The sequence below is a fragment of the Domibacillus sp. DTU_2020_1001157_1_SI_ALB_TIR_016 genome (assembly GCF_032341995.1).
GTDB classification, from domain to species: Bacteria; Bacillota; Bacilli; order Bacillales; family Domibacillaceae; genus Domibacillus; species Domibacillus indicus_A.
In genome coordinates, this window is record NZ_CP135439.1 from 194396 (window position 1) to 213554 (window position 19159).

Genomic DNA, 19159 nt, shown 5'->3' on the forward strand with positions numbered 1-19159 from the left:
GAGGAGGATGCGTGTGATTGAAGGCGTTATGGAAATACCTTGTTATCACATTTGAAAATTTAAAAATTAAGTATAAGTTTATTGTGTTTGTTTCCGCCATTATGTGTGTGTTTTTACTTTTTACCATTGCCGGCCTGCAGTATGCCTTTACAACGTACGATCAGCAAATCTATCGAAAATCCTCTCAGGTGCTCAGCATGTCATCTGACAGTGTGGAAAATGAGCTGCAGCGTATTCAGGATATTTCATTTGAAATTGTCACCGACCCTTCTCTTATTCAGCAGACAGCCCATACAAAGAAAGCGGCAAACCGATATGAGCAGTATGGCATTCAAACAGCCATCAGCAACCGGTTAAGCGACTATATCAGCTCTGAAAAATATATTCATTCCATTTACTTGATTGATACAAATGGCAAAATGTATTCAGCAGGCAATTCGCTCGCCCCGGCAGCGGAAGAAGAAAAAGCGATGCTGATTGAACGGGCAGAGCAGGCGCACGGATCGAATGTATGGGTAACGGCAGATGGCATGAACCGGTTCCTAACCGCTGCCCGTCAGATCCGTTCCTACGAGAATTTAAGTATGGAGAATCTGGGCACGATTGTTATTCGTGTGGATTTAGCCAAAATCGTCGCGTCACTGCCTGAAGAATGGGAAGACACTCAGGGCAACACGATGATTTCAAATGGGGATCACGTGTTTTTTTCGGAGGAAGATATACGTCCGTTTCGCTCTTTTGATTTTTCCGAACAGACAGCGCAAGGGTACACGATTAAGGAAATCAATGGCAACCGTTATTTTGTCACCTACGTAAAAACATCATTTGCAGACTGGACGTATTGGCACTTTATTCCGTTTGACGCGGTATTTTCAAACATCACCAAAGTGAAGTATTCGATTATTGCCGCTTTTATTGTTTTACTGCTTATTGTCATTATGACAGTGGTTCATTTCACACGAAAAATTACTACACCGATTGAAGAACTGGTCCAAACGATGCACCACATACAGAAAGGGGATTTTGCAATCGCGGAAACGATGCCGCCGCCTCCTCGTCATCAGGATGAGATTGGGATGCTCCACCGCGATTTTACATTTATGGTTCAGCGCATTAATGAACTTATCAAAGAAAACTATGAAAAACAGCTGCTCTTAAAGGAAACGGAATTTAAAGCGCTGCAAGCACAGATGAATCCGCACTTTTTGTATAACACGCTTGAATCCGTCAACTGGCTGGCGAAGGCAAACAAGCAGACGCAGATTTCTAAAATGGTAGAGTCCCTTGCTTATTTGCTGCGGAACTCCGTTAACTTAAAAGAAGATATCGTTACGATTGAGCAGGAAGTTGATTTAGTCAGCCATTATGTGACCATTCAAAAATATCGCTTTGAAGACCGGCTTGATTTTCACCTTGAAGTAGAGCCGGAAGTACTGGAATGCCGTATTCCAAAGCTGACCATTCAGCCGCTGATTGAAAACGCGATTCATTATGCGCTTGAGAAAATGATTGAACCGTGTACGATCACGATCAGGGCGCACAAAAAGCGCGATGCTGTTTTTGTGATAGTCGAAGATAATGGACCTGGCATGGATGCACAGTTTCTGGAAAAGCTGTACAAAGGGGAGGTCAAAACACGGGGGACAGGCATTGGCCTGAAAAATATTGATGAACGGACGAAGCTGTTTTTTGGGGAGAAATACGGAATCACCATTCACAGTGCATCTGGAAGAGGAACGGCTGTGACGGTTTTTTTACCTTTTGAAACGGGGGATGAAAATCATGTACAAAGTGTTGCTGGCGGATGATGAACGCATCATTTTGGAAGGGATTTCAAACGTGATTGACTGGCAGTCGCTTGATACGGAACTGGTTGCAACCGCACGAAATGGAATTGAAGCCTACGAAAAAATTGCCGAGCATCATCCGCACATTGTGATCAGCGATATTAAAATGCCGGGTATGGATGGCCTTGAGCTTGCCGGCAAAGTGCGGGCTGATTTTCCTGATATTCAATTTATTGTTCTGTCTGGCTTCAGTGAGTTTGAATATGCCCGGTGCGCCATGCAGCACGGGGTAAAAAACTATTTGCTCAAGCCGTGCAATGAAGCTGATATTATTGAAACGGTCACGGACGCGGTGAAAAACATTAAGCAGAAGGAACAGCAGCGGCAGCAGTTTGAAGAAATGCAGCCGAAGCAGCCGGCAGCCGAAACATGGCAGCCGTGCCGGGATTATTCGCCGGTGATTAACGAAGTAGTCGACATTATTTACACTCATTTCAGCGACAAGCATTTGTCCTTAAAATGGGTAGCCGGTCAAATGCTTTACATGAATGCTGACTATCTCGGGAAGCTGTTTAAGCAGGAAACAAATGAGCGCTTTTCCGTTTACTTAACGAAAGTCCGTATTGAAGAAGCGATCAAGCAAATTGGACAGACAGAGGATGTGCGAGTCGCCGACTTGGCGGAGCGGACCGGCTTTGGGGACAATCCCCAGTATTTCAGCCAGGTATTTAAAAAGTACACAGGTGTTACGCCGACGGAATACCGTAAAGCCATATGAACAGATGGGTCCTGACCGAAGTCGGGGTCTTTTTTTTTGACTTTTCATCGATCACTGTTTTTTAAACATTGTTGTCGGGTTTTTCCATTTAAATAATTCAGAAAATCCATAAAATAAGGATTGTAAGCACTTTCAAAAAAAGAAACGAAAGCGGGGGACTGGGATGAAGAAAGTAGTATTGTCGCTAAGCAGCCTCATGCTGGCTGCCGGACTTGCCGGGTGTGGCAATGACAGCAGCAGCGGGACGAGCGGTGAAACAAAAGAAGGCAGTTCAAATGAAGAGATTACACTTCGTGTTGCATGGTGGGGCGGCCAGCCGCGTCATGATTATACAATGAAAGTTATCGAAATGTATGAAAAAGAACATCCAAACGTAAACATCGAAGCGGAGTTTGCGAACTGGGATGACTACTGGAAAAAGCTAGCGCCGATGGCAGCAGCCAACCAGCTTCCTGACATTATTCAAATGGATACAGCTTACTTATCACAATACGGTGAAAAAGGCCAATTAGAAGATTTAACACCATATACAAAAGACGGCACGATCAACGTTGAAAATATTGATGAAACAACTTTAAAGGGCGGCAATATTGGAGACAAAATGTACGGATTTAATATGGGTTCAAACGTACTGTCAGTCATTACAAACGATGACATGCTGAAGCAGGCAGGCGTTGAATTAAATAGTGAAAATTGGACATGGGATGATTTCGAAAAAGCGGCCATTGACGTACAAAAAGCAACCGGCAAATACGGCACAAACCCGATGAATCCACCGGATGTCTTTTTCCCGTACTACCTGCGCACACAAGGCGAACGCTTTTATAAGGAAGATGGTACAGGCCTTGCCTACAAGGATGACCAGCTGTTCGTCGATTTCTTTGAACGCCAGGTTCGTTTAATTAAAGCGGAAGCGTTCCCAACGCCAGATGTTTCTGCTCAGGTTAAAGGACTTGAGGATGACTTTATCGTAAAAGGCAACGCCGCCATGACATGGAACTACTCCAACCAATATCTTGGTTTCGCGCAGCTGACAGATGCGCCGTTAACACTTAACCTGCCGCCGGAGCAAGCTGAAAACAAAGCACTGTTCCTTCGTCCAAGTATGTTCTTCTCCGTGCCGAAAAGCTCTCAGCACAAAGAAGAAGCAGCGAAATTTATCGATTTCTTTACAAATGACGTTGAAGCCAACAAATTGATCAAAGGCGACCGCGGCGTACCGGTTTCATCCGAAATCATCGATGCCTTAAAGCCTGAATTGACAGAAGATGAATTGAAAATCTTTGAATATGTTGAAAGCGCCTCTGAAACAGCCAGCCCTGCTGACCCGCCAGATCCACTTGGCAGCGCTGAAGTAATGAAAGCCTTAAAAGACATTTCCGACCAAATCCTGTTTGAGAAAATCTCACCTGAAGAAGGGGCGAAGAAATTCCGTGAGCAGGCAGATGAAATTTTAAGCAGAAATGCCTAATGACAGAGCAGGAGTATGACAGGCAGATCATATTCCTGCTTTTCTAAAATAAGAAAGGACGTGACCCCAAATGAAACTACGCCCGGCAGGAGATAATCTCGCAGGCTATGCTTTTATCTCTCCATTCATTATTGGATTTCTTGCCTTCACCATTATCCCGATGGTTATTTCACTTTACTTGTCTTTCACAAACTATGACCTATTTTCAACTCCAAAGTGGGTTGGGCTTGCCAACTACATTGAAATGTTTACCGGAGATGAAAAGTACTGGACAACGATTAAAGTAACCTTCACATATGTTCTCGCTGGAGTACCGCTTCGCTTAACCTTTGCTCTGATTGTCGCGATGCTGTTAAACCGAGCTTCCCGCATGGTAGGAATATACCGGACACTATTTTACCTGCCGTCCATCATTGGCGGAAGTGTTGCGGTAGCGATTATGTGGCGCAACATTTTCGGGAATGAAGGGACCATTAACCAGCTGCTGTTCTTTATGGGAATTGATCAAAAAATTTACTGGTACCAGGATCCAACGTCGGCTCTTTGGACATTAATCATGCTGTCTGTATGGCAGTTCGGCTCTTCAATGCTCATTTTCCTGGCCGGCTTGAAAAATATTTCGCCGGAATATTACGAAGCTGCAAGCGTAGACGGTGCGAACCCGTTCCAGAAGTTTTTCAAAATTACACTGCCGCTCCTCAGTCCTATTATTTTCTTTAACCTAGTCATGCAGACGATTTCCGCATTTATGACGTTTACGCCGGCTTACATCATTTCCAAAGGAGAAGGCGGGCCGCTTGATGGAACACTTCTTTACTCGCTTTATTTATTCCAAAAAGCATTCAACTTCTTCCAGATGGGCTATGCATCCGCGATGGCGTGGGTGATGTTGTTGATCGTCGGACTTTTAACATTCATTTTATTTAAAACATCCAAGTACTGGGTGCATTACGAATCGAAGGAGGGATAAGGAATGAAAGCACTACAAGAAACACCGCAGGCAGAACCGCGCCAGCTGCGTATCGATAAACCGAAATTTAATTGGAAAAAATGGGTCTATCATCTTGTCACAGGCGCATTTGCCCTGTTAATGCTTTATCCGATTATTTGGCTGTTAATGAGTTCCTTTAAAGAAAGTTCGCAAGTGTTTGTTACGGCGCACTCCCTGATTCCGGACCCATTCATTATCAGCAACTATGCGCAGGGATGGGAAGGCATCGCCGGCCAGTCGTTCGGCACCTTTATTAAAAACTCGCTGATTATTGTTGGATTTTCCACAATTGGCGCCGTTATTTCTTCTTCACTGATTGCTTATGGATTTGCCCGCATTTCCTTTAAAGGGAAAGCATTCTGGTTTGGCTGCATGATGGTATCGATGATGCTTCCACACGAAGTCGTAATGATTCCACAGTACATCATTTTCGCAAAAATCGGCTGGCTGAACTCGTTTTTGCCGATTATTGTCCCGCAGTTTTTCGGCCATGCGTTTTTCATTTTCCTGATGGTGCAATTTATCCGCAACATTCCAATTGAGCTTGATGAAGCAGCGCGAATTGATGGCTGCGGCCGTTTCGGCATTTTCTACAAAGTGATTTTGCCGCTGATCGTGCCAGCTATGGCAACGGCCGCGATCTTCTCGTTTTACTGGAAGTGGGAGGACTTAATCAACCCGGTGCTGTACTTAAACAGCCCGGAAAAATATCCGGTTTCACTGGCATTGAAGCTGTTCCTTGATTCTGAGACGGCTTCTAACTGGGGAGCGATGTTCGCCATGTCGGTTGTTTCACTTCTGCCGGTTGTCTTAATTTTCTTCTTATTCCAGAGATATATCGTAGAAGGAATCAGCACAAGCGGACTGAAATAAGAAACGAAAAGGAGCGGCTCTATGGGAAAGAAACTGTGTTTGTTTATTGCCGGTGATTCTACTGCAGCGAACTGTCCCCCTCATGAAGCTCCCATGATGGGATGGGGACAGGTAGCCGCTGAGTGTTTCACCGATAAGGTAAAAGTCGTAAACGCCGCTAAAGGCGGGCGAAGCTCAAACAGCTTCATTGAGGAAGGACTGCTGGATGGCATATGGGACAGCATTTCGCCGGGTGATTACTTGTTTATTCAGTTCGGCCACAACGATCAAAAAGATTTTGGCACAAAGCCGTGGACCACATACCCTCAGTATTTAAGCCAGTACATTGATGGAGCCAGGGAACGGGGAGCCCTGCCTGTTCTCCTCACTTCGGTTCAGCGCCGTACATTTGGAGAAGATGGCACGATCCAAAACTCGCTTGGTGACTACCCGGCTTCTATGAGAGAGCTGGCAGATAAAAAAGATGTGCCGCTTATTGATATGTGGGCAAAAACAAAACGGCTTTACGAGTCATACGGGCCGGATCGCTCCACAGAGCTGTTTACCTGGTTTGCCCCTGGAGAAAACAACAATTACCCCGAAGGCATCCAGGATAATACCCATTTTTGCGAAACCGGCGCCCGCAAAGTTGCCGCGCTCGTTGCAGAAGGCATTCAGGAATTAAATCTGCCGCTCAAGGCGTATATAAAGGAGGCCATTCGCAATGGCTGAAAAGCTTTACCACGGCGCTTGTTTTTACCCGGAGCTGTGGGATGACAAAACAATCGCCAAAGACATTGAACAAATGAAACGAACTGGCATTAACGTTGTGCGTATCGGAGAGTTCGCCTGGTCGAAAATGGAGCCGGAAGAAGGAAAGATTGATGTAAGCTTTTTTACAAATATCATTAATCGTCTGTACGAAAACGGCATTGATACGGTTCTTTGTACACCGACCCCAACGCCGCCGATCTGGTTTTCACACGGGCACCCGGAACGGATGCATGTGGATCAGGCCGGCCGCACGATGACTCATGGGTCCAGACAGCACGCTTGTACGAACAACACGCACTTCCGCAAGAAAGCGGCCATCATTACAGAAGCACTCGCTAAAGAAGCTGGCCGGCTGCCGGGGGTAATTGCCTGGCAGCTTGATAATGAATTTAAGTGCCACGTCGCCGAGTGTATGTGCGCTTCGTGTAAAAGTCAGTGGCACCAATGGCTCGAAGCACGATACGGCACAATTGAGCAGTTGAATGAGGATTGGGGCACTCACATTTGGAGTGAATATTACCAGTCATTCGAGCAAATTCCCCAGCCGGCCGCTACCCCGTTTCTTCATCATTCATCGCTGCAGACGATGTACCGGCTGTTTGAATCAGAAAAAATTGCCGAGTTTGCGGATGAACAGGCGTCTATTATCCGCCGGTATTCCGAAGCACCCATTACCCATAACAGCACACTCTTTTTTTCGGTTGATAATGAACGTCTGTTTAAACATCTTGATTTTGCTTCCTTTGATACGTATGCCCCTCAGGAAAAAATGGGGTCTTACTTGTTGAACTGCGACGTATGGAGAGGGTTAAAGAAAAACACGCCTTTTTGGGTAATGGAAACGAGTATCTCCTATGCTGCATCGCTTGAAAGCTATGCAAATCCGCACCAAAACGGTTATTTAAGATCAGAGGCCGTTGCCGCTTATGCGCTCGGCGGCCAGGGCTTTTGCTACTGGCTCTGGCGCCAGCAGCGCACCGGCTCTGAACTGCCGCACAGCGCTGTGATCAGTGCGTGGGGTGAGCCATCTGTCGGGTATGAAAATGTGCTCCAGGTTGAAGAAGCACGCAAAAAAATCGAATCGGCCATGCTTGCGGCCAAACCGGTTCAAGCGGATATTGCGATGACGTATTCAGACCGGGCGCGCATGTTTCACCTTACGGAACCGCACAACGGCATTCATTACAAAGATCTCATGACCGACTTATACAACATCATTTTGCAAGAAGGGTTTCACCGCGATGTATTGCCTGAAGGAGGCGATCTTACAGGGTATAAACTGCTGTTTACACCGCTGCTTCCATACGTATCTGATGAGTATTTGGAACGAGCGAAGGCTTTTGTGGAAGCGGGCGGCATTTGGATTGCCGGACCGATGACAGGCGGCCGGACAAAAAATCACACCATTCATACAGACCGGGCATTAGGCCGGCTGGAGGAATGGGCAGGCGTCAGAACCCTTTTTACCTTCCCGATGGATGAGCACACCTCAGCCGGAGAAGCATTTGGTTGTGAAGCGCCGCTTGGACTATGGAGTGCTGTATTTGAACCGGCCGGTGCCCGTGTGGTTGGAACCGTTACAAAAGGAGTTACACCGGACAAAGCGTTTTTAACCGAGCATCATGTTGGCAAAGGAAAAGTTGTCATGCTTGGCTCTATGCCATCTGGAGCGGCAGGAAAGAAACTGATCGCAGAAATCTTTCAGCATTATGCAAAAGAAGCCGGCGCAGCAGTACAAACAGATGTGACGCCAGGTACGATTGTCGTGCCGCGCGAAACGGAGGATGGGCGTGCGATGTGGGTGATTGTCAATATGGATGGTCACGGCGGCATGGTAACCCTGCCAGCAGGCGGGCAGGACGAGTTGAAGGCGGAGCCGGTAGAAGCAGGAAAACTTACGATACAGCCATACGAATATAGAATTATCGAATTTAGAAAAGAAGGTGCTTCTTTATGAATCGGAAAGTAGAAAATGTGAAAATTGCTTACATTGGCGGCGGATCTCAAGGCTGGGCCAAACGGCTGATGAACGACCTTGCGCTTGAGCCAAGAATCAGCGGGACCGTTTCGCTTTATGATATTTATCCGGAAGCCGCCCGGCAAAATGCTGTCATTGGCAACAGTGTGTCTGCGCGCGAGGAAGCAGTCGGCAAGTGGGTATACGAAGCAGCCGGAGATATAAAGGAAGCCCTGACGGATGCTGATTTTGTGATTATTTCTATCCTGCCGGGATCGTTTGATGAAATGGCGTCTGACGTCCATACGCCGGAGAAATACGGGATTTATCAATCTGTTGGCGATACAGTCGGGCCGGGCGGTATCATTCGCAGCCTGCGGACCATTCCGATCTACAAAGAAATTGCGGAGAATATTAAAGCGTACGCACCGGATGCATGGGTCATTAATTACACAAACCCGATGACTCTTTGCACGCGCACGCTGTATGAAGTATTTCCAGAAGTAAAAGCGTTCGGCTGCTGCCATGAAGTGTTTGAAGTGCAGCATCTACTGGCCGATATGGTGGAAGAAATGACCGGCACAGCAGTGAAGCAGCACCAGGATATACAGGTTAATGTAATCGGCATTAACCATTTTACGTGGATTGACCGGGCAAGCTGCCAACAGATGGACCTGCTGCCGATGTACAAGGAGTTTGTCGAGAAGCATGCCAAATCAGGCTACGAGAAAAATCCGGGAGACTGGGAGAAAAGCGTTTTTTCATCTGCGAACCGGGTGAAGTTTGACCTGTTTCGCCGGTACGGTCTCATCGCCGCAGCAGGCGACCGCCATTTAGCAGAATTTATGCCGCCGGTTTATCTGGAGAGCCCGGAAACAGTGGCGAAATGGAAGTTTCACTTAACACCGGTTGATTTCCGGAAAAAAGACCACAAAAGCAAAATAGAGCAAAATCAAAAAGTGGCCGCCGGCGAAGCAGATTTTGAACTCGCACCGTCTGGAGAAGAAGGAGTAGCCATCATTGCTGCCCTTCTTGGACTCGATGAGCTTGTGACAAACGTGAATATGCCGAACGGGGGCCAGATTGCTAACCTGCCGCAAGGAGCTGTTGTAGAAACAAACGCCGTTTTACGCCGTGACAGCGTGCAGCCGGTTTTAGCCGGAAGCCTGCCGGCTGATTTGCTTGGCATTATTGGACGGCATGCCGCCAATCAAGAAGCGGTACTGCAGGCAGCGTTAACTGAAAACAGAGAGCTTGCGCTTAACGCGTTTATCAACGACCCGCTTGTAGCGCCACTCGGTTTTGGGCAGGCCGAAGCACTATTTGATGAAATGATTCAAAACACAAAATCACATGTTGGAGGAGGTTTTGTTCGTGATCGCAACGCGTATGCATCGTCATGATATTGAACAAACCATTGATTTATTGATTGATAACCTTGTGAACTTAAACGACCCGGACGGAACGTATGCGATTCCGCTTGCGGACGGACGGAAGATCGACAATAAAAGCTTTAATTATTGGGAATGGACAGCAGGCGTCGGCTTGTACGGCATGATGAAATATTACAAGCTGACGAAAAAGCAGGCCGTTCTCGATATTATTGTGAAATGGTTTGAAGACCAGTTTAAAGAGCAGCCTGTTGAGAAAAACGTTAATACGATGGTGCAAATGTTAACGATGGCTTATTTGTACGAAGAAACAGGCAACCCAACGTATTTGCCATACCTGGAGTCATGGGGAGACTGGCTGTATCACGATATGCCGCGTACGAAAGACGGCGGCATCCAGCACGTTGTGTTCGGCTCAGAGAATCATCATCAGCTTTGGGATGACACGCTGATGATGAGCGTGCTGCCGCTGGCGAAAATCGGCCTGCTTTTAGGTAAGCCGGAATATGTAGAAGAAGCCAAAAAACAATTCCTTGTACACATTAAGTATTTATTTGATAAAAAAACCGGCCTTTGGTTCCACGGCTGGACATTTGAGGGTAACCATAACTTTGCGGAAGCATTGTGGGGACGCGGCAACTCCTGGATTACAATTGCGATTCCGGAATTTTTGGACCTGGTGGAACTACCGGCAGGCGACCCAGTCCGCCAGGTGCTGATCGATACGCTCGAACGCCAGCTTGAAGCGCTGCAGGCGTGCCAGAATGAAAATGGTCTTTGGCATACGCTGCTTTTAGACCCGTCTTCTTACGTGGAAGCCTCCTGTACGGCAGGCTTTGGCTTTGGTACATTAAAAGCTGTGCGCAAGCGCTACGTTGGAAAAAAGTACAAAGAAATGGGCTTGAAAGCAGTAGAAGCAGTAATCGAAAACATTGATGAAACAGGCGAACTAAAGCACGTATCTGCCGGGACGGCCATGGGAGAAACACTTGATTTTTACAAGCAGATTCCCGTCACAGCCATGCCGTACGGCCAGTCGATGGCGATTTTATGCTTAGTTGAATATTTATATGTAAAATTGTAAAAGAGGCGCTTTACGCGCCTCTTTTTTATTGGCTGGGCCGGAATTGGTAAATTCGGGCCGGATTCTAAAGCTGTTCGGCCGGATTTTATTCTATTCCGGCCCGGCAGCGGGAAAAACCGGCTCGATTTTTCTTTTTCCGGCCCAAAGAAGAAGGTTACCGTCCGTTTACGCGGGCGCAGGAATGCCGCTCGATTAAAACGGAGTTCATCGTGCGGGTGAGCTGCTCCGTTGACCCGGTTTCCAGCTGTTCAAAAAGAAGCGACGTCATTTGCTCGGCAACAGCTTGAACGGGAACACCGACACTGGTCAGCGGCACTTCAAGTGTAGCCATCTGAGGAATGTTGTCATAGCCGATAATCGACATATCTTTTGGAATCACGAGACTCGTTTCGCGGATAGCCCGCACAATGCCCGCGCTAATATCATAGCTTGCACCAATCACAGCAGAAGGAAGAAAAGAAGATCGCAGCATTCTTTTGGTTGCCTGATAGCCGTCATACCATTCAAGGCCGGCTGAATTAATAAACGACTGTTTATGAACCGGCAGGTTAAAATGCTGCATCGCCCGTTCGAAGCCGCGGTACTTTTCCTGCTGGCGCAAATTAAGGGGAGAAAAATCGCCAATAAAAGAAATATCCCGGTGGCCGAGCTCTTTCAAATATTCGACTGCCTGAAACATCGCTTCTTGATAATGAAGGTCCACAAAGGAAAAAGAATTTTGCGGCCCGGCTCCGTACGAAACAACGGGAAACGGAGCGGTAACATCAGAAGAAAGATTGTTTTCTTCATCAAAAATCAGCACCCCATCTACATGAAACCGTTTAAACAAATCAAGAGAAGCCTGGACAGGATTAACGGATAAAATCATCGAAAATCCCCTTCTTTGAATTTCGGCGTTCAGCTCGGTCACAAGAGTGGAATGAGCTGCACGATCCAGCGTCGGCCAAATCAAGCCAATGGTTTTGGACTGCTTGGTGACCAGCTGCTTTGCCGCAAAATTAGGCTCATACCCCATTTCGCGTGCTACCTGATGAATCTTTTCTTTTGTTTTCGGCTGAACGAGCGGGCTGTCATTTAATGCTTTCGAGACCGTTGAATAGCTGACACCAGCCGCTTTTGCAATATCTTTTATTGTAATGGCCATATCGATCACCTGAGTTGTTTTTTCTTCATGTTACTCTAAAAAAACGTTGTTATCAATAAAGGATTGCATGAAATAAAACAATGCAGTATGATAATAACAACGTTGTTATTAAGAAAAAGGGAGATGGGAAATGTGAAAGCATTTATGGATGATCAATTTTTGTTGACCAACAAGATAGCGGTTACATTATACGAAGATTGGGCTAAAGCAATGCCGATTATCGATTATCACTGCCATTTAAGCCCGAAAGAAATTTATGAAAACAAGCAGTTTGCCAATATAACGGAAGCGTGGCTGTATGGGGACCATTACAAATGGCGGCTTATGCGGGCAAATGGGGTAGAGGAGTCGCATATCACGGGAGACGCTGATGACTACAATAAGTTTCTTGCCTGGGCAAAGACGGTTCCCATGACAATCGGCAACCCGCTTTACAACTGGACACATCTTGAACTGCAGCGGTTCTTTGGCATTCACGAGCTGTTAAATGAAAAAAGCGCACCGGCCATTTGGGAAAAGGTAAACGAGCAGCTGGCAAGCGGGCGCATGGGTGCGCGTGACTTGATCCGGAATTCCAACGTAAAAGTCGTTTGTACAACAGATGATCCAGCTGATTCACTCGAGTACCATCAAAAGCTGTTAGAAGAAGGTGATTTTGAGGTAAAGGTCGTGCCGGGATTCCGTCCGGATAAAGGCCTTGAACTTAACCGTGACAGTTTTAAGGATTGGACGGCGGCACTTTCAGAATCAGCAGGTATACACATCGACAGCTACGACGCATTTTTAAAAGCGCTCGAAGCCAGAATTGACTTTTTCCACCAAACGGGCGGACGAGTATCCGACCACGCACTCGACCAGGTGATGTTCGCTGAGACTACACAGGAAGAAGCCGGTGCCATTTTCAAAAAAGCGTTAAATGGCGAAAAGGTATCCGTTGAAGAAGAAGCAAAGTACAAAACATACACGCTGACATTCCTCGGTGAGCAGTACGCCAAACGGAGCTGGGTGATGCAGTATCATATGCATGCCCACCGCAATAACAATGAGCGTATGTTCGGGCGCCTCGGTCCTGATACGGGCTATGACAGCATGAATGATGAGCCGCTTGCAAAGCCGCTTGTCGGGCTGCTGGACGCTCTTGAGAGGAAGGGCAGCCTGCCAAAAACGGTACTGTATTCTTTAAATCCGAAAGACAACTACACAATTGCCAGTGTAACAGGCAGCTTCCAGGGAGGCGGCGTACCGGGCAAAATTCAGTTTGGGACGGCCTGGTGGTTTAATGACCAGAAGGACGGAATGCTTGATCAAATGAAAGCACTGGCCAATCTGGGCTTGTTCAGCCAGTTTATCGGCATGCTGACGGATTCGCGCAGCTTTTTGTCCTACACACGCCACGAATACTTCCGCCGTCTTGTCTGCGATTTAATCGGCACGTGGGTCGAGCAGGGAGAAGTCCCGAATGATATGGACCTTCTTGGCGGAATTGTCAAAGGGATTTGCTTTGAAAACGCGGCCGCTTATTTTAACTTCGGCTTAGATGAAAAAGGGGGCGGACTTCTTGCAGCGTCTAACCAAAACAGCGCACGGTAAAACAGAATATCCGGAACGAGTGCTTCAATTTGGCACAGGCAATTTTTTAAGAGCATTTACCGACTGGATAATTCACCGGATGAATAAAGAAACAGATTTTAACGGCAGTGTGGTAGTTGTCCAATCCACTAAACGCGGTGCCGCTGATGTGATCAATGAGCAGGACGGGCTGTACAGCCTTTTTCTTCAGGGGATGATGGACGGCAAAGCCGTGCGCCGGCATGAAATAATCGAATCGATCAGCCGGGCGCTGAATGTATACGACCAATACGACGAGTATATGGCGCTGGCAGCGAGCCCGGATCTCCGGTTTATCGTCTCTAACACAACCGAAGCCGGCATCGCGTTTGACGAGGAAGACGAGCTGGAGAGCCGCCCGCAAAACAGTTTTCCAGGTAAATTAACAGCGTTGTTATGGAAACGGTTTACCCATTTTAATGGAGACTCGGGTAAAGGGCTTGTTATCATTCCGTGTGAACTGATTGACCGAAATGGTGTAGTGTTAAAAGAAATGGTGCTGCGTTACGCAAAAGCATGGCAGCTCGGCGAGATCTTCGCGGAATGGGTGGAGACAGCGAATACATTTTGCAACAGCTTGGTCGACCGGATTGTACCGGGCTATCCGAAAGAGGATGGAGAAGAGCTGGAAAGGGAGCTTGGCTTTGCAGACCAGTTGATGACTGTCGGTGAGCATTATCATTTATGGGCGATCGAAGGACCTGGCTGGCTGGCTGAAGAGTTTCCGGCTCATACGGCCGGATTGAATGTGAAAGTGGTAGAGGAACTGGCTCCGTACCGGTTAAGCAAAGTGTTTATCTTGAACGGGGCACACACTGCGTTAACGCCGATTGCGCTGCTTTCAGGGATCGAAACGGTAAAAGAAACCGTGACGAACAGCGATACAAATGCTTTTGTTGAAGAGCTTATTTTCGAGGAGATTATCCCGGCGATTGGGCTGCCAGAGAAAGAAACGACCGCTTTTGCACATGAAGTATTAAGCCGGTTTGCCAATCCGTTTGTTCAACATTATGTGAAAAGCATTGCCTTGAATGCGATACCGAAATTTAAAACGAGGAATGTGCCGGTACTGATCAAGTATGCAGAAGCATTTGGCGAAGTGCCTCAGCGGATGGTGCTTGCCCTTGCTGCCTGGATTCATGTATACAAAAAAAGCGAAACGGATGAAGCATATATCGTCGATTTTTTCCGTGATCAATGGCGTGCATGTAATGGTACAGATGAAGCCATTGAAGAGCTTGTGCGAAATGTACTCGGATATGAAGCGCTGTGGGGCCAGGATTTAAACCGTATCTCCGGCCTGACAGACCAGACAGCCCGTTTTGCGATTCACATTGAACGCAACGGCATCATCGATACGTTAAAGAAAGCAGGTGCACACGGTGAAAGATACGCTGATCATCAACGGTCGTGATAATGTCGCTGTAGCGCTTCGGGATTTGCCGAAAGGAACACGCATCGAATCGGATGTAGAGCTCTCAGAGGATGCAGCCCGAGGGCATAAAATTGCGCTGCAGGATATCGAAGAAAATAACAACGTTGTTAAATACGGGTTTCCAATTGGGCATGCCACAAAGCCCATTAAAAGGGGAAGCATTGTTCATACGCATAACGTGAAAACCAATTTAAACGATATTCAGACCTATATCTTTACGCAAAAATTAAACGATAATCCATTTAAACGATCAACAGCGGTTTTTAAAGGCTACAAGCGTGCCAATGGAAGTGTTGGTATTCGTAACGAGCTCTGGATTGTCCCGACGGTTGGCTGTGTAAACGGTATTGCCGACCTGATCATTGAGCAGTTTAAGCAGGAACGAGACGGAGATATTACGCCTTTTGAAAATGTGCTCGTTTTAAAACATAATTACGGGTGTTCTCAGCTTGGGGATGACCATGCCCAGACAAAACAAATATTAGCGGATGCCATTGTTCATCCAAATGCAGGCGGAGTGCTGGTGCTTGGGCTTGGCTGCGAAAACAACAATATTAATGAGCTGCGTGATTCACTCGGTGAATATGATGGAAGCCGTGTTCAATTTCTGCTTTCACAGGACGTAGAAAATGAAGTGGAGGCAGGGGTGAAATGCCTGCACGCTATCTGGAAAGCCGCAACCCATGATCACCGGGAGGAAGTACCGCTTTCTGAGCTTAAAATTGGCTTAAAGTGCGGAGGGTCAGACGGGTTTTCCGGTATTACCGCCAACCCGCTCCTGGGCCGGTTTTCTGACTTTCTCACTGCCCAGGGCGGCACGACCGTACTAACAGAAGTGCCAGAAATGTTCGGAGCTGAAACCATTCTGATGGAGCGTGCCGAAAATGAGAAAGTGTTCAAGAAGATTGTCGGGCTGATCAACGATTTTAAGCAGTATTTTATTGATCACAACCAGCCGGTATATGAAAATCCATCGCCGGGCAATAAAGCAGGCGGCATCACAACGCTTGAAGATAAGTCACTCGGCTGCACGCAAAAAGCCGGCACATCGACAATCGTGGATGTGCTTCCGTATGGAGGCCGCTTGAAAAAGCAGGGGCTGAATTTATTAAGCGCTCCTGGAAATGACTTGGTGGCGTCTTCCGCTTTAGCGGCATCCGGCTGTCAGATGGTTCTTTTTACAACAGGGCGCGGTACCCCATTTGGCTCATTTGTGCCGACGGTAAAAATCGCTACAAACACGCCGCTTTACGAGAAAAAGCGTCATTGGATTGACTACAATGCCGGAGCGCTGATTGAAGACGTATTAGCAGACCTGGTCCTTGAGGATTTTATTCAATATATTATCCGGGTAGCAAGCGGTGAATGGGTGAATAATGAAAGGAATAATTTCCGCGAGCTCGCTATTTTTAAAACAGGCGTAACGCTGTAAGGAACAGACCTGAACTTTCTGAATAGGATGGCTTCCACTTCAAAATACTAGTCGTGTGCAGACAAGCACACACTACTTACTTTGATGGAGGGATACGATGGGTATTTTAAGTGGAAATCCAAAAGATGAGCCGCTGCATTACGGTGAAGTAGCTGCTGTCTGGGCAGGCTCCCTGGCCGCTAAAAGCGCAGCCGCTTTTTACAGCACGATGTTAAACCATGCCGGTGATGGCGATTTAAAAAGAGTGATCGAGGAAGGTTTAATGTTGGCACGCGCGGAAATGGCAGGCTTGGATGAAATCTTAAGAGAAAATGGCGTAGCGATCCCGCCGGAGCCTCCTGAACGTCCGCATGCGGATCTTGAAAGCATTCCGCCGGGGGCGCGTATTCAAGACCCGGAAATTGCGTCGATGATCGGAAAGGATATCGGCATGGGCTTAACAGCGCACAGCCAGGCAATGGCACAGTGTATTCGTGAAGACATTGCGATGATGTTCGGAGAGTTTCACACAGCAAAAGCGAAACTTGGCCAGACCAACTTAAGGCTTTTAAAAGAAAAAGGCTGGCTTGTCGTGCCGCCTCTTCATATGAGCCACGTAAACGCATAGTGAAAAAGCAGGGCTGTTATCCAGACAGTCCTGTTTTTTTTCTGAAAATAGAACCAATTGTGCCAGCACCAATTGACGCTTTTTAAGCCTGTCCGATAAGATAAGAACAACACATTCAGGAGGGGCCGAATGAGCGGAACATCGATGCTGGAAAAAATAAAAATTCAAAGCAGTGAAATGAGCGCGGCAGAACAAAAAGTAGCGTCCTTTATTTTAAACAATGCCCACCTTGTACCGAACATGACAACAGGGGAGTTATCGAAAAGGGCAGAAGTCAGTGAAGCAACGGTCATCCGGTTTTGCAAAACGATTGGGGTTGGAAGCTACAAAACGTTTAAATTAACACTCGTCAAAGAATTGTCGAATACATCCATGAGTGTTAATGACTTTTCATTGCTGCAGTCTAAAGATTCGCCCTATGAGCTGTTTAACAAAGTCACCCACGTGAACCGGGGTGCGCTTGACGCTGCCCTTTCAGCGTTGGATAAGCGGGAGCTGCTTAAAGCTGTCCAGGCACTGCTTCAATCGAAAATGATCCTATTTTATGGAGTAGGCGGTTCTGCTGCTGCGGCCGTTGACGGACACTATAAATTTGCGAAGCTTGGCTTCCATGCGGTCATGACGCCAGATTTTCATTTTTCACTTTCGATGGCTGCCCATATGCAGAAGGGAGATGTGTTGATCGCAATCAGCACATCAGGCAAAACAAAAGACGTTATTGAGCTCGCCCGTTTTGCCCAATCAAGAGGCGCCACCGTCATCGCCATTACGACTGTCGGCAAATCGGTTTTGTACAAAGAAGCCGATATTATTCTTGGAACACCAATGGTGGAGCATGAAAAGCGGATTGGGAGCATTGCTTCTAGAACCGTTCAGATGAATATGATTGATGCTCTTTACGTAGCGGTTTTTCATCAAATTGGTTCTTATGTAGAGGAGCCCTATGCAAAAGCATCTGAGGCTGTTTCAAAACTAAAAAAATAATAAAAAATAAAATTTCATAAAATGTGCTGAAAAAATTGTATTTTTATTTCTCAGGCGTATAATAGAAGTTGGGACGCTTCAAGAGAAATGAGTGATAAAATGCAAACCGTACAAGATGTTAAGCAAGTGGCAGATGAAGACACATTTGACTGTTTCCGTCACATCAACGAACTGTTACACTCAGGTCAAATAAACGATTCCACCATGTTCAAAAGCATAAAAGAAGAAATGGGTTCGATTCAAAAATTGGTGATCGCGGCCATTCAAACGATTCAAAAAAACGGACGATTAATTTATCTGACGCCTCGGGCAAGCGAGCGTATTCATATAACCGATTTAAACGGACCATTGAGACTGCAAAACTATATTGTTGGAAAAAAATACTGCCCAAAATCGGGCGGAAATGAGCTTTTAGCACGAATGGATTTAAACGAGCTTCAGGTGGGGCCTCGTGATATGGTCATTTGCTTTGCGGCCGAGGCACCCTCTTATACGGAGAGCAGCTTAAGATACGCACGGAAAAGCGGTGCGATGACAGCAAGTATTCTGATTGGTCAAGAACCAGAGGAGAAAATGCCGGCCAATATCAATATAAAGCTGGATTTGGATCAACATTCAATCGCCTTCGGGCGGGTATGGCTGCAAAGCCTGTTTATCCGTCTTGTGTCACAGGCAGCGTCAACTTATATTCTCGAATACGAGTTAAAAGAAATTTCCTTTTAATTCTCTGTTTTTTTCAATGAGACAAGAAAAAGCAGGGATTTTTGTTTTACGCTAAAATGCGACAGCACTTTAGTGGTATTTGTGTGCAGTTTATTTTATAATAGGAACAGCGTACAATTTTAACGACAAAGGAGTTTTCTT

The 19159-nt window shown here is 46.7% G+C and carries 16 protein-coding genes; 15 read left to right on the forward strand and 1 reads right to left on the reverse strand.

Annotated features, from left to right (window positions below):
• Positions 1-17 precede the first annotated feature (17 nt).
• From RRU94_RS08990 to RRU94_RS09030, 9 genes are all read left to right on the forward strand, one after another.
• On the forward strand, positions 18-1808 hold the full coding sequence (locus RRU94_RS08990; protein ID WP_315693792.1) for a cache domain-containing sensor histidine kinase: 1791 nt from the start codon (positions 18-20) through the stop codon (positions 1806-1808).
• Positions 1783-2565 (forward strand): response regulator transcription factor, encoded by a 783-nt coding sequence (locus RRU94_RS08995; protein WP_315693793.1) that lies wholly within the window; start codon positions 1783-1785, stop codon positions 2563-2565. The genes RRU94_RS08990 and RRU94_RS08995 overlap by 26 nt, the downstream gene beginning before the upstream one ends.
• 163 nt (positions 2566-2728) lie before the next feature.
• Positions 2729-4036 carry an ABC transporter substrate-binding protein gene (locus RRU94_RS09000; protein WP_315693794.1) on the forward strand — a complete coding sequence of 436 codons (1308 nt, stop codon included), beginning with the start codon at positions 2729-2731 and terminating at the stop codon, positions 4034-4036.
• 70 nt (positions 4037-4106) lie between these two features.
• Positions 4107-5006 (forward strand): carbohydrate ABC transporter permease, encoded by a 900-nt coding sequence (locus RRU94_RS09005; protein WP_315693796.1) that lies wholly within the window; start codon positions 4107-4109, stop codon positions 5004-5006.
• Positions 5007-5009: 3 nt separating this feature from the next.
• Complete coding sequence (locus tag RRU94_RS09010; protein ID WP_315693798.1) at positions 5010-5900, forward strand: carbohydrate ABC transporter permease; 891 nt, start codon at positions 5010-5012, stop codon at positions 5898-5900.
• Between the two features lie 21 nt (positions 5901-5921).
• Complete coding sequence (locus tag RRU94_RS09015; RefSeq protein WP_315693800.1) at positions 5922-6611, forward strand: rhamnogalacturonan acetylesterase; 690 nt, start codon at positions 5922-5924, stop codon at positions 6609-6611.
• Positions 6604-8610, forward strand: coding sequence for a beta-galactosidase (locus RRU94_RS09020; protein WP_315693802.1), 2007 nt, complete (start codon positions 6604-6606; stop codon positions 8608-8610). Before RRU94_RS09015 ends, RRU94_RS09020 begins: the two co-directional genes overlap by 8 nt.
• Positions 8607-10013: a family 4 glycosyl hydrolase gene (locus RRU94_RS09025; protein WP_315693804.1), complete on the forward strand. Its 1407-nt coding sequence runs from the start codon at positions 8607-8609 to the stop codon at positions 10011-10013. The genes RRU94_RS09020 and RRU94_RS09025 overlap by 4 nt, the downstream gene beginning before the upstream one ends.
• Positions 9985-11085, forward strand: coding sequence for a beta-galactosidase BglB (locus tag RRU94_RS09030; protein ID WP_315693806.1), 1101 nt, complete (start codon positions 9985-9987; stop codon positions 11083-11085). The genes RRU94_RS09025 and RRU94_RS09030 overlap by 29 nt, the downstream gene beginning before the upstream one ends.
• Before the next feature lie 154 nt (positions 11086-11239).
• On the opposite strand, the gene RRU94_RS09035 is transcribed toward RRU94_RS09030, so the two are convergent.
• The gene (locus tag RRU94_RS09035) at positions 11240-12229 is read right to left on the reverse strand and encodes a LacI family DNA-binding transcriptional regulator (protein WP_315693808.1); all 990 of its coding nucleotides are present in this window, start codon (positions 12227-12229) and stop codon (positions 11240-11242) included.
• A 144-nt stretch (positions 12230-12373) separates the two neighbouring features.
• On the opposite strand from RRU94_RS09035, the gene uxaC reads away from it, so the two are divergent.
• The 6 genes from uxaC to RRU94_RS09065 all read left to right on the forward strand — a co-directional run bounded on the left by uxaC (position 12374) and on the right by RRU94_RS09065 (position 19018).
• The gene (gene uxaC, locus RRU94_RS09040) at positions 12374-13819 is read left to right on the forward strand and encodes a glucuronate isomerase (protein WP_315695890.1); all 1446 of its coding nucleotides are present in this window, start codon (positions 12374-12376) and stop codon (positions 13817-13819) included.
• Entirely contained in the window at positions 13788-15251 is a 1464-nt protein-coding gene (locus tag RRU94_RS09045; RefSeq protein WP_315693809.1) for a tagaturonate reductase, read from the forward strand. The genes uxaC and RRU94_RS09045 overlap by 32 nt, the downstream gene beginning before the upstream one ends.
• Positions 15220-16704 (forward strand): UxaA family hydrolase, encoded by a 1485-nt coding sequence (locus tag RRU94_RS09050; protein WP_315693811.1) that lies wholly within the window; start codon positions 15220-15222, stop codon positions 16702-16704. The genes RRU94_RS09045 and RRU94_RS09050 overlap by 32 nt, the downstream gene beginning before the upstream one ends.
• 97 nt (positions 16705-16801) lie before the next feature.
• Positions 16802-17311: a DUF3231 family protein gene (locus RRU94_RS09055; protein ID WP_315693813.1), complete on the forward strand. Its 510-nt coding sequence runs from the start codon at positions 16802-16804 to the stop codon at positions 17309-17311.
• Positions 17312-17440: 129 nt separating this feature from the next.
• Entirely contained in the window at positions 17441-18295 is an 855-nt protein-coding gene (locus tag RRU94_RS09060; RefSeq protein ID WP_315693815.1) for a MurR/RpiR family transcriptional regulator, read from the forward strand.
• A gap of 87 nt (positions 18296-18382) precedes the next feature.
• Entirely contained in the window at positions 18383-19018 is a 636-nt protein-coding gene (locus RRU94_RS09065) for a phosphoheptose isomerase family protein (protein WP_315693817.1), read from the forward strand.
• Positions 19019-19159: the final 141 nt, after the last annotated feature.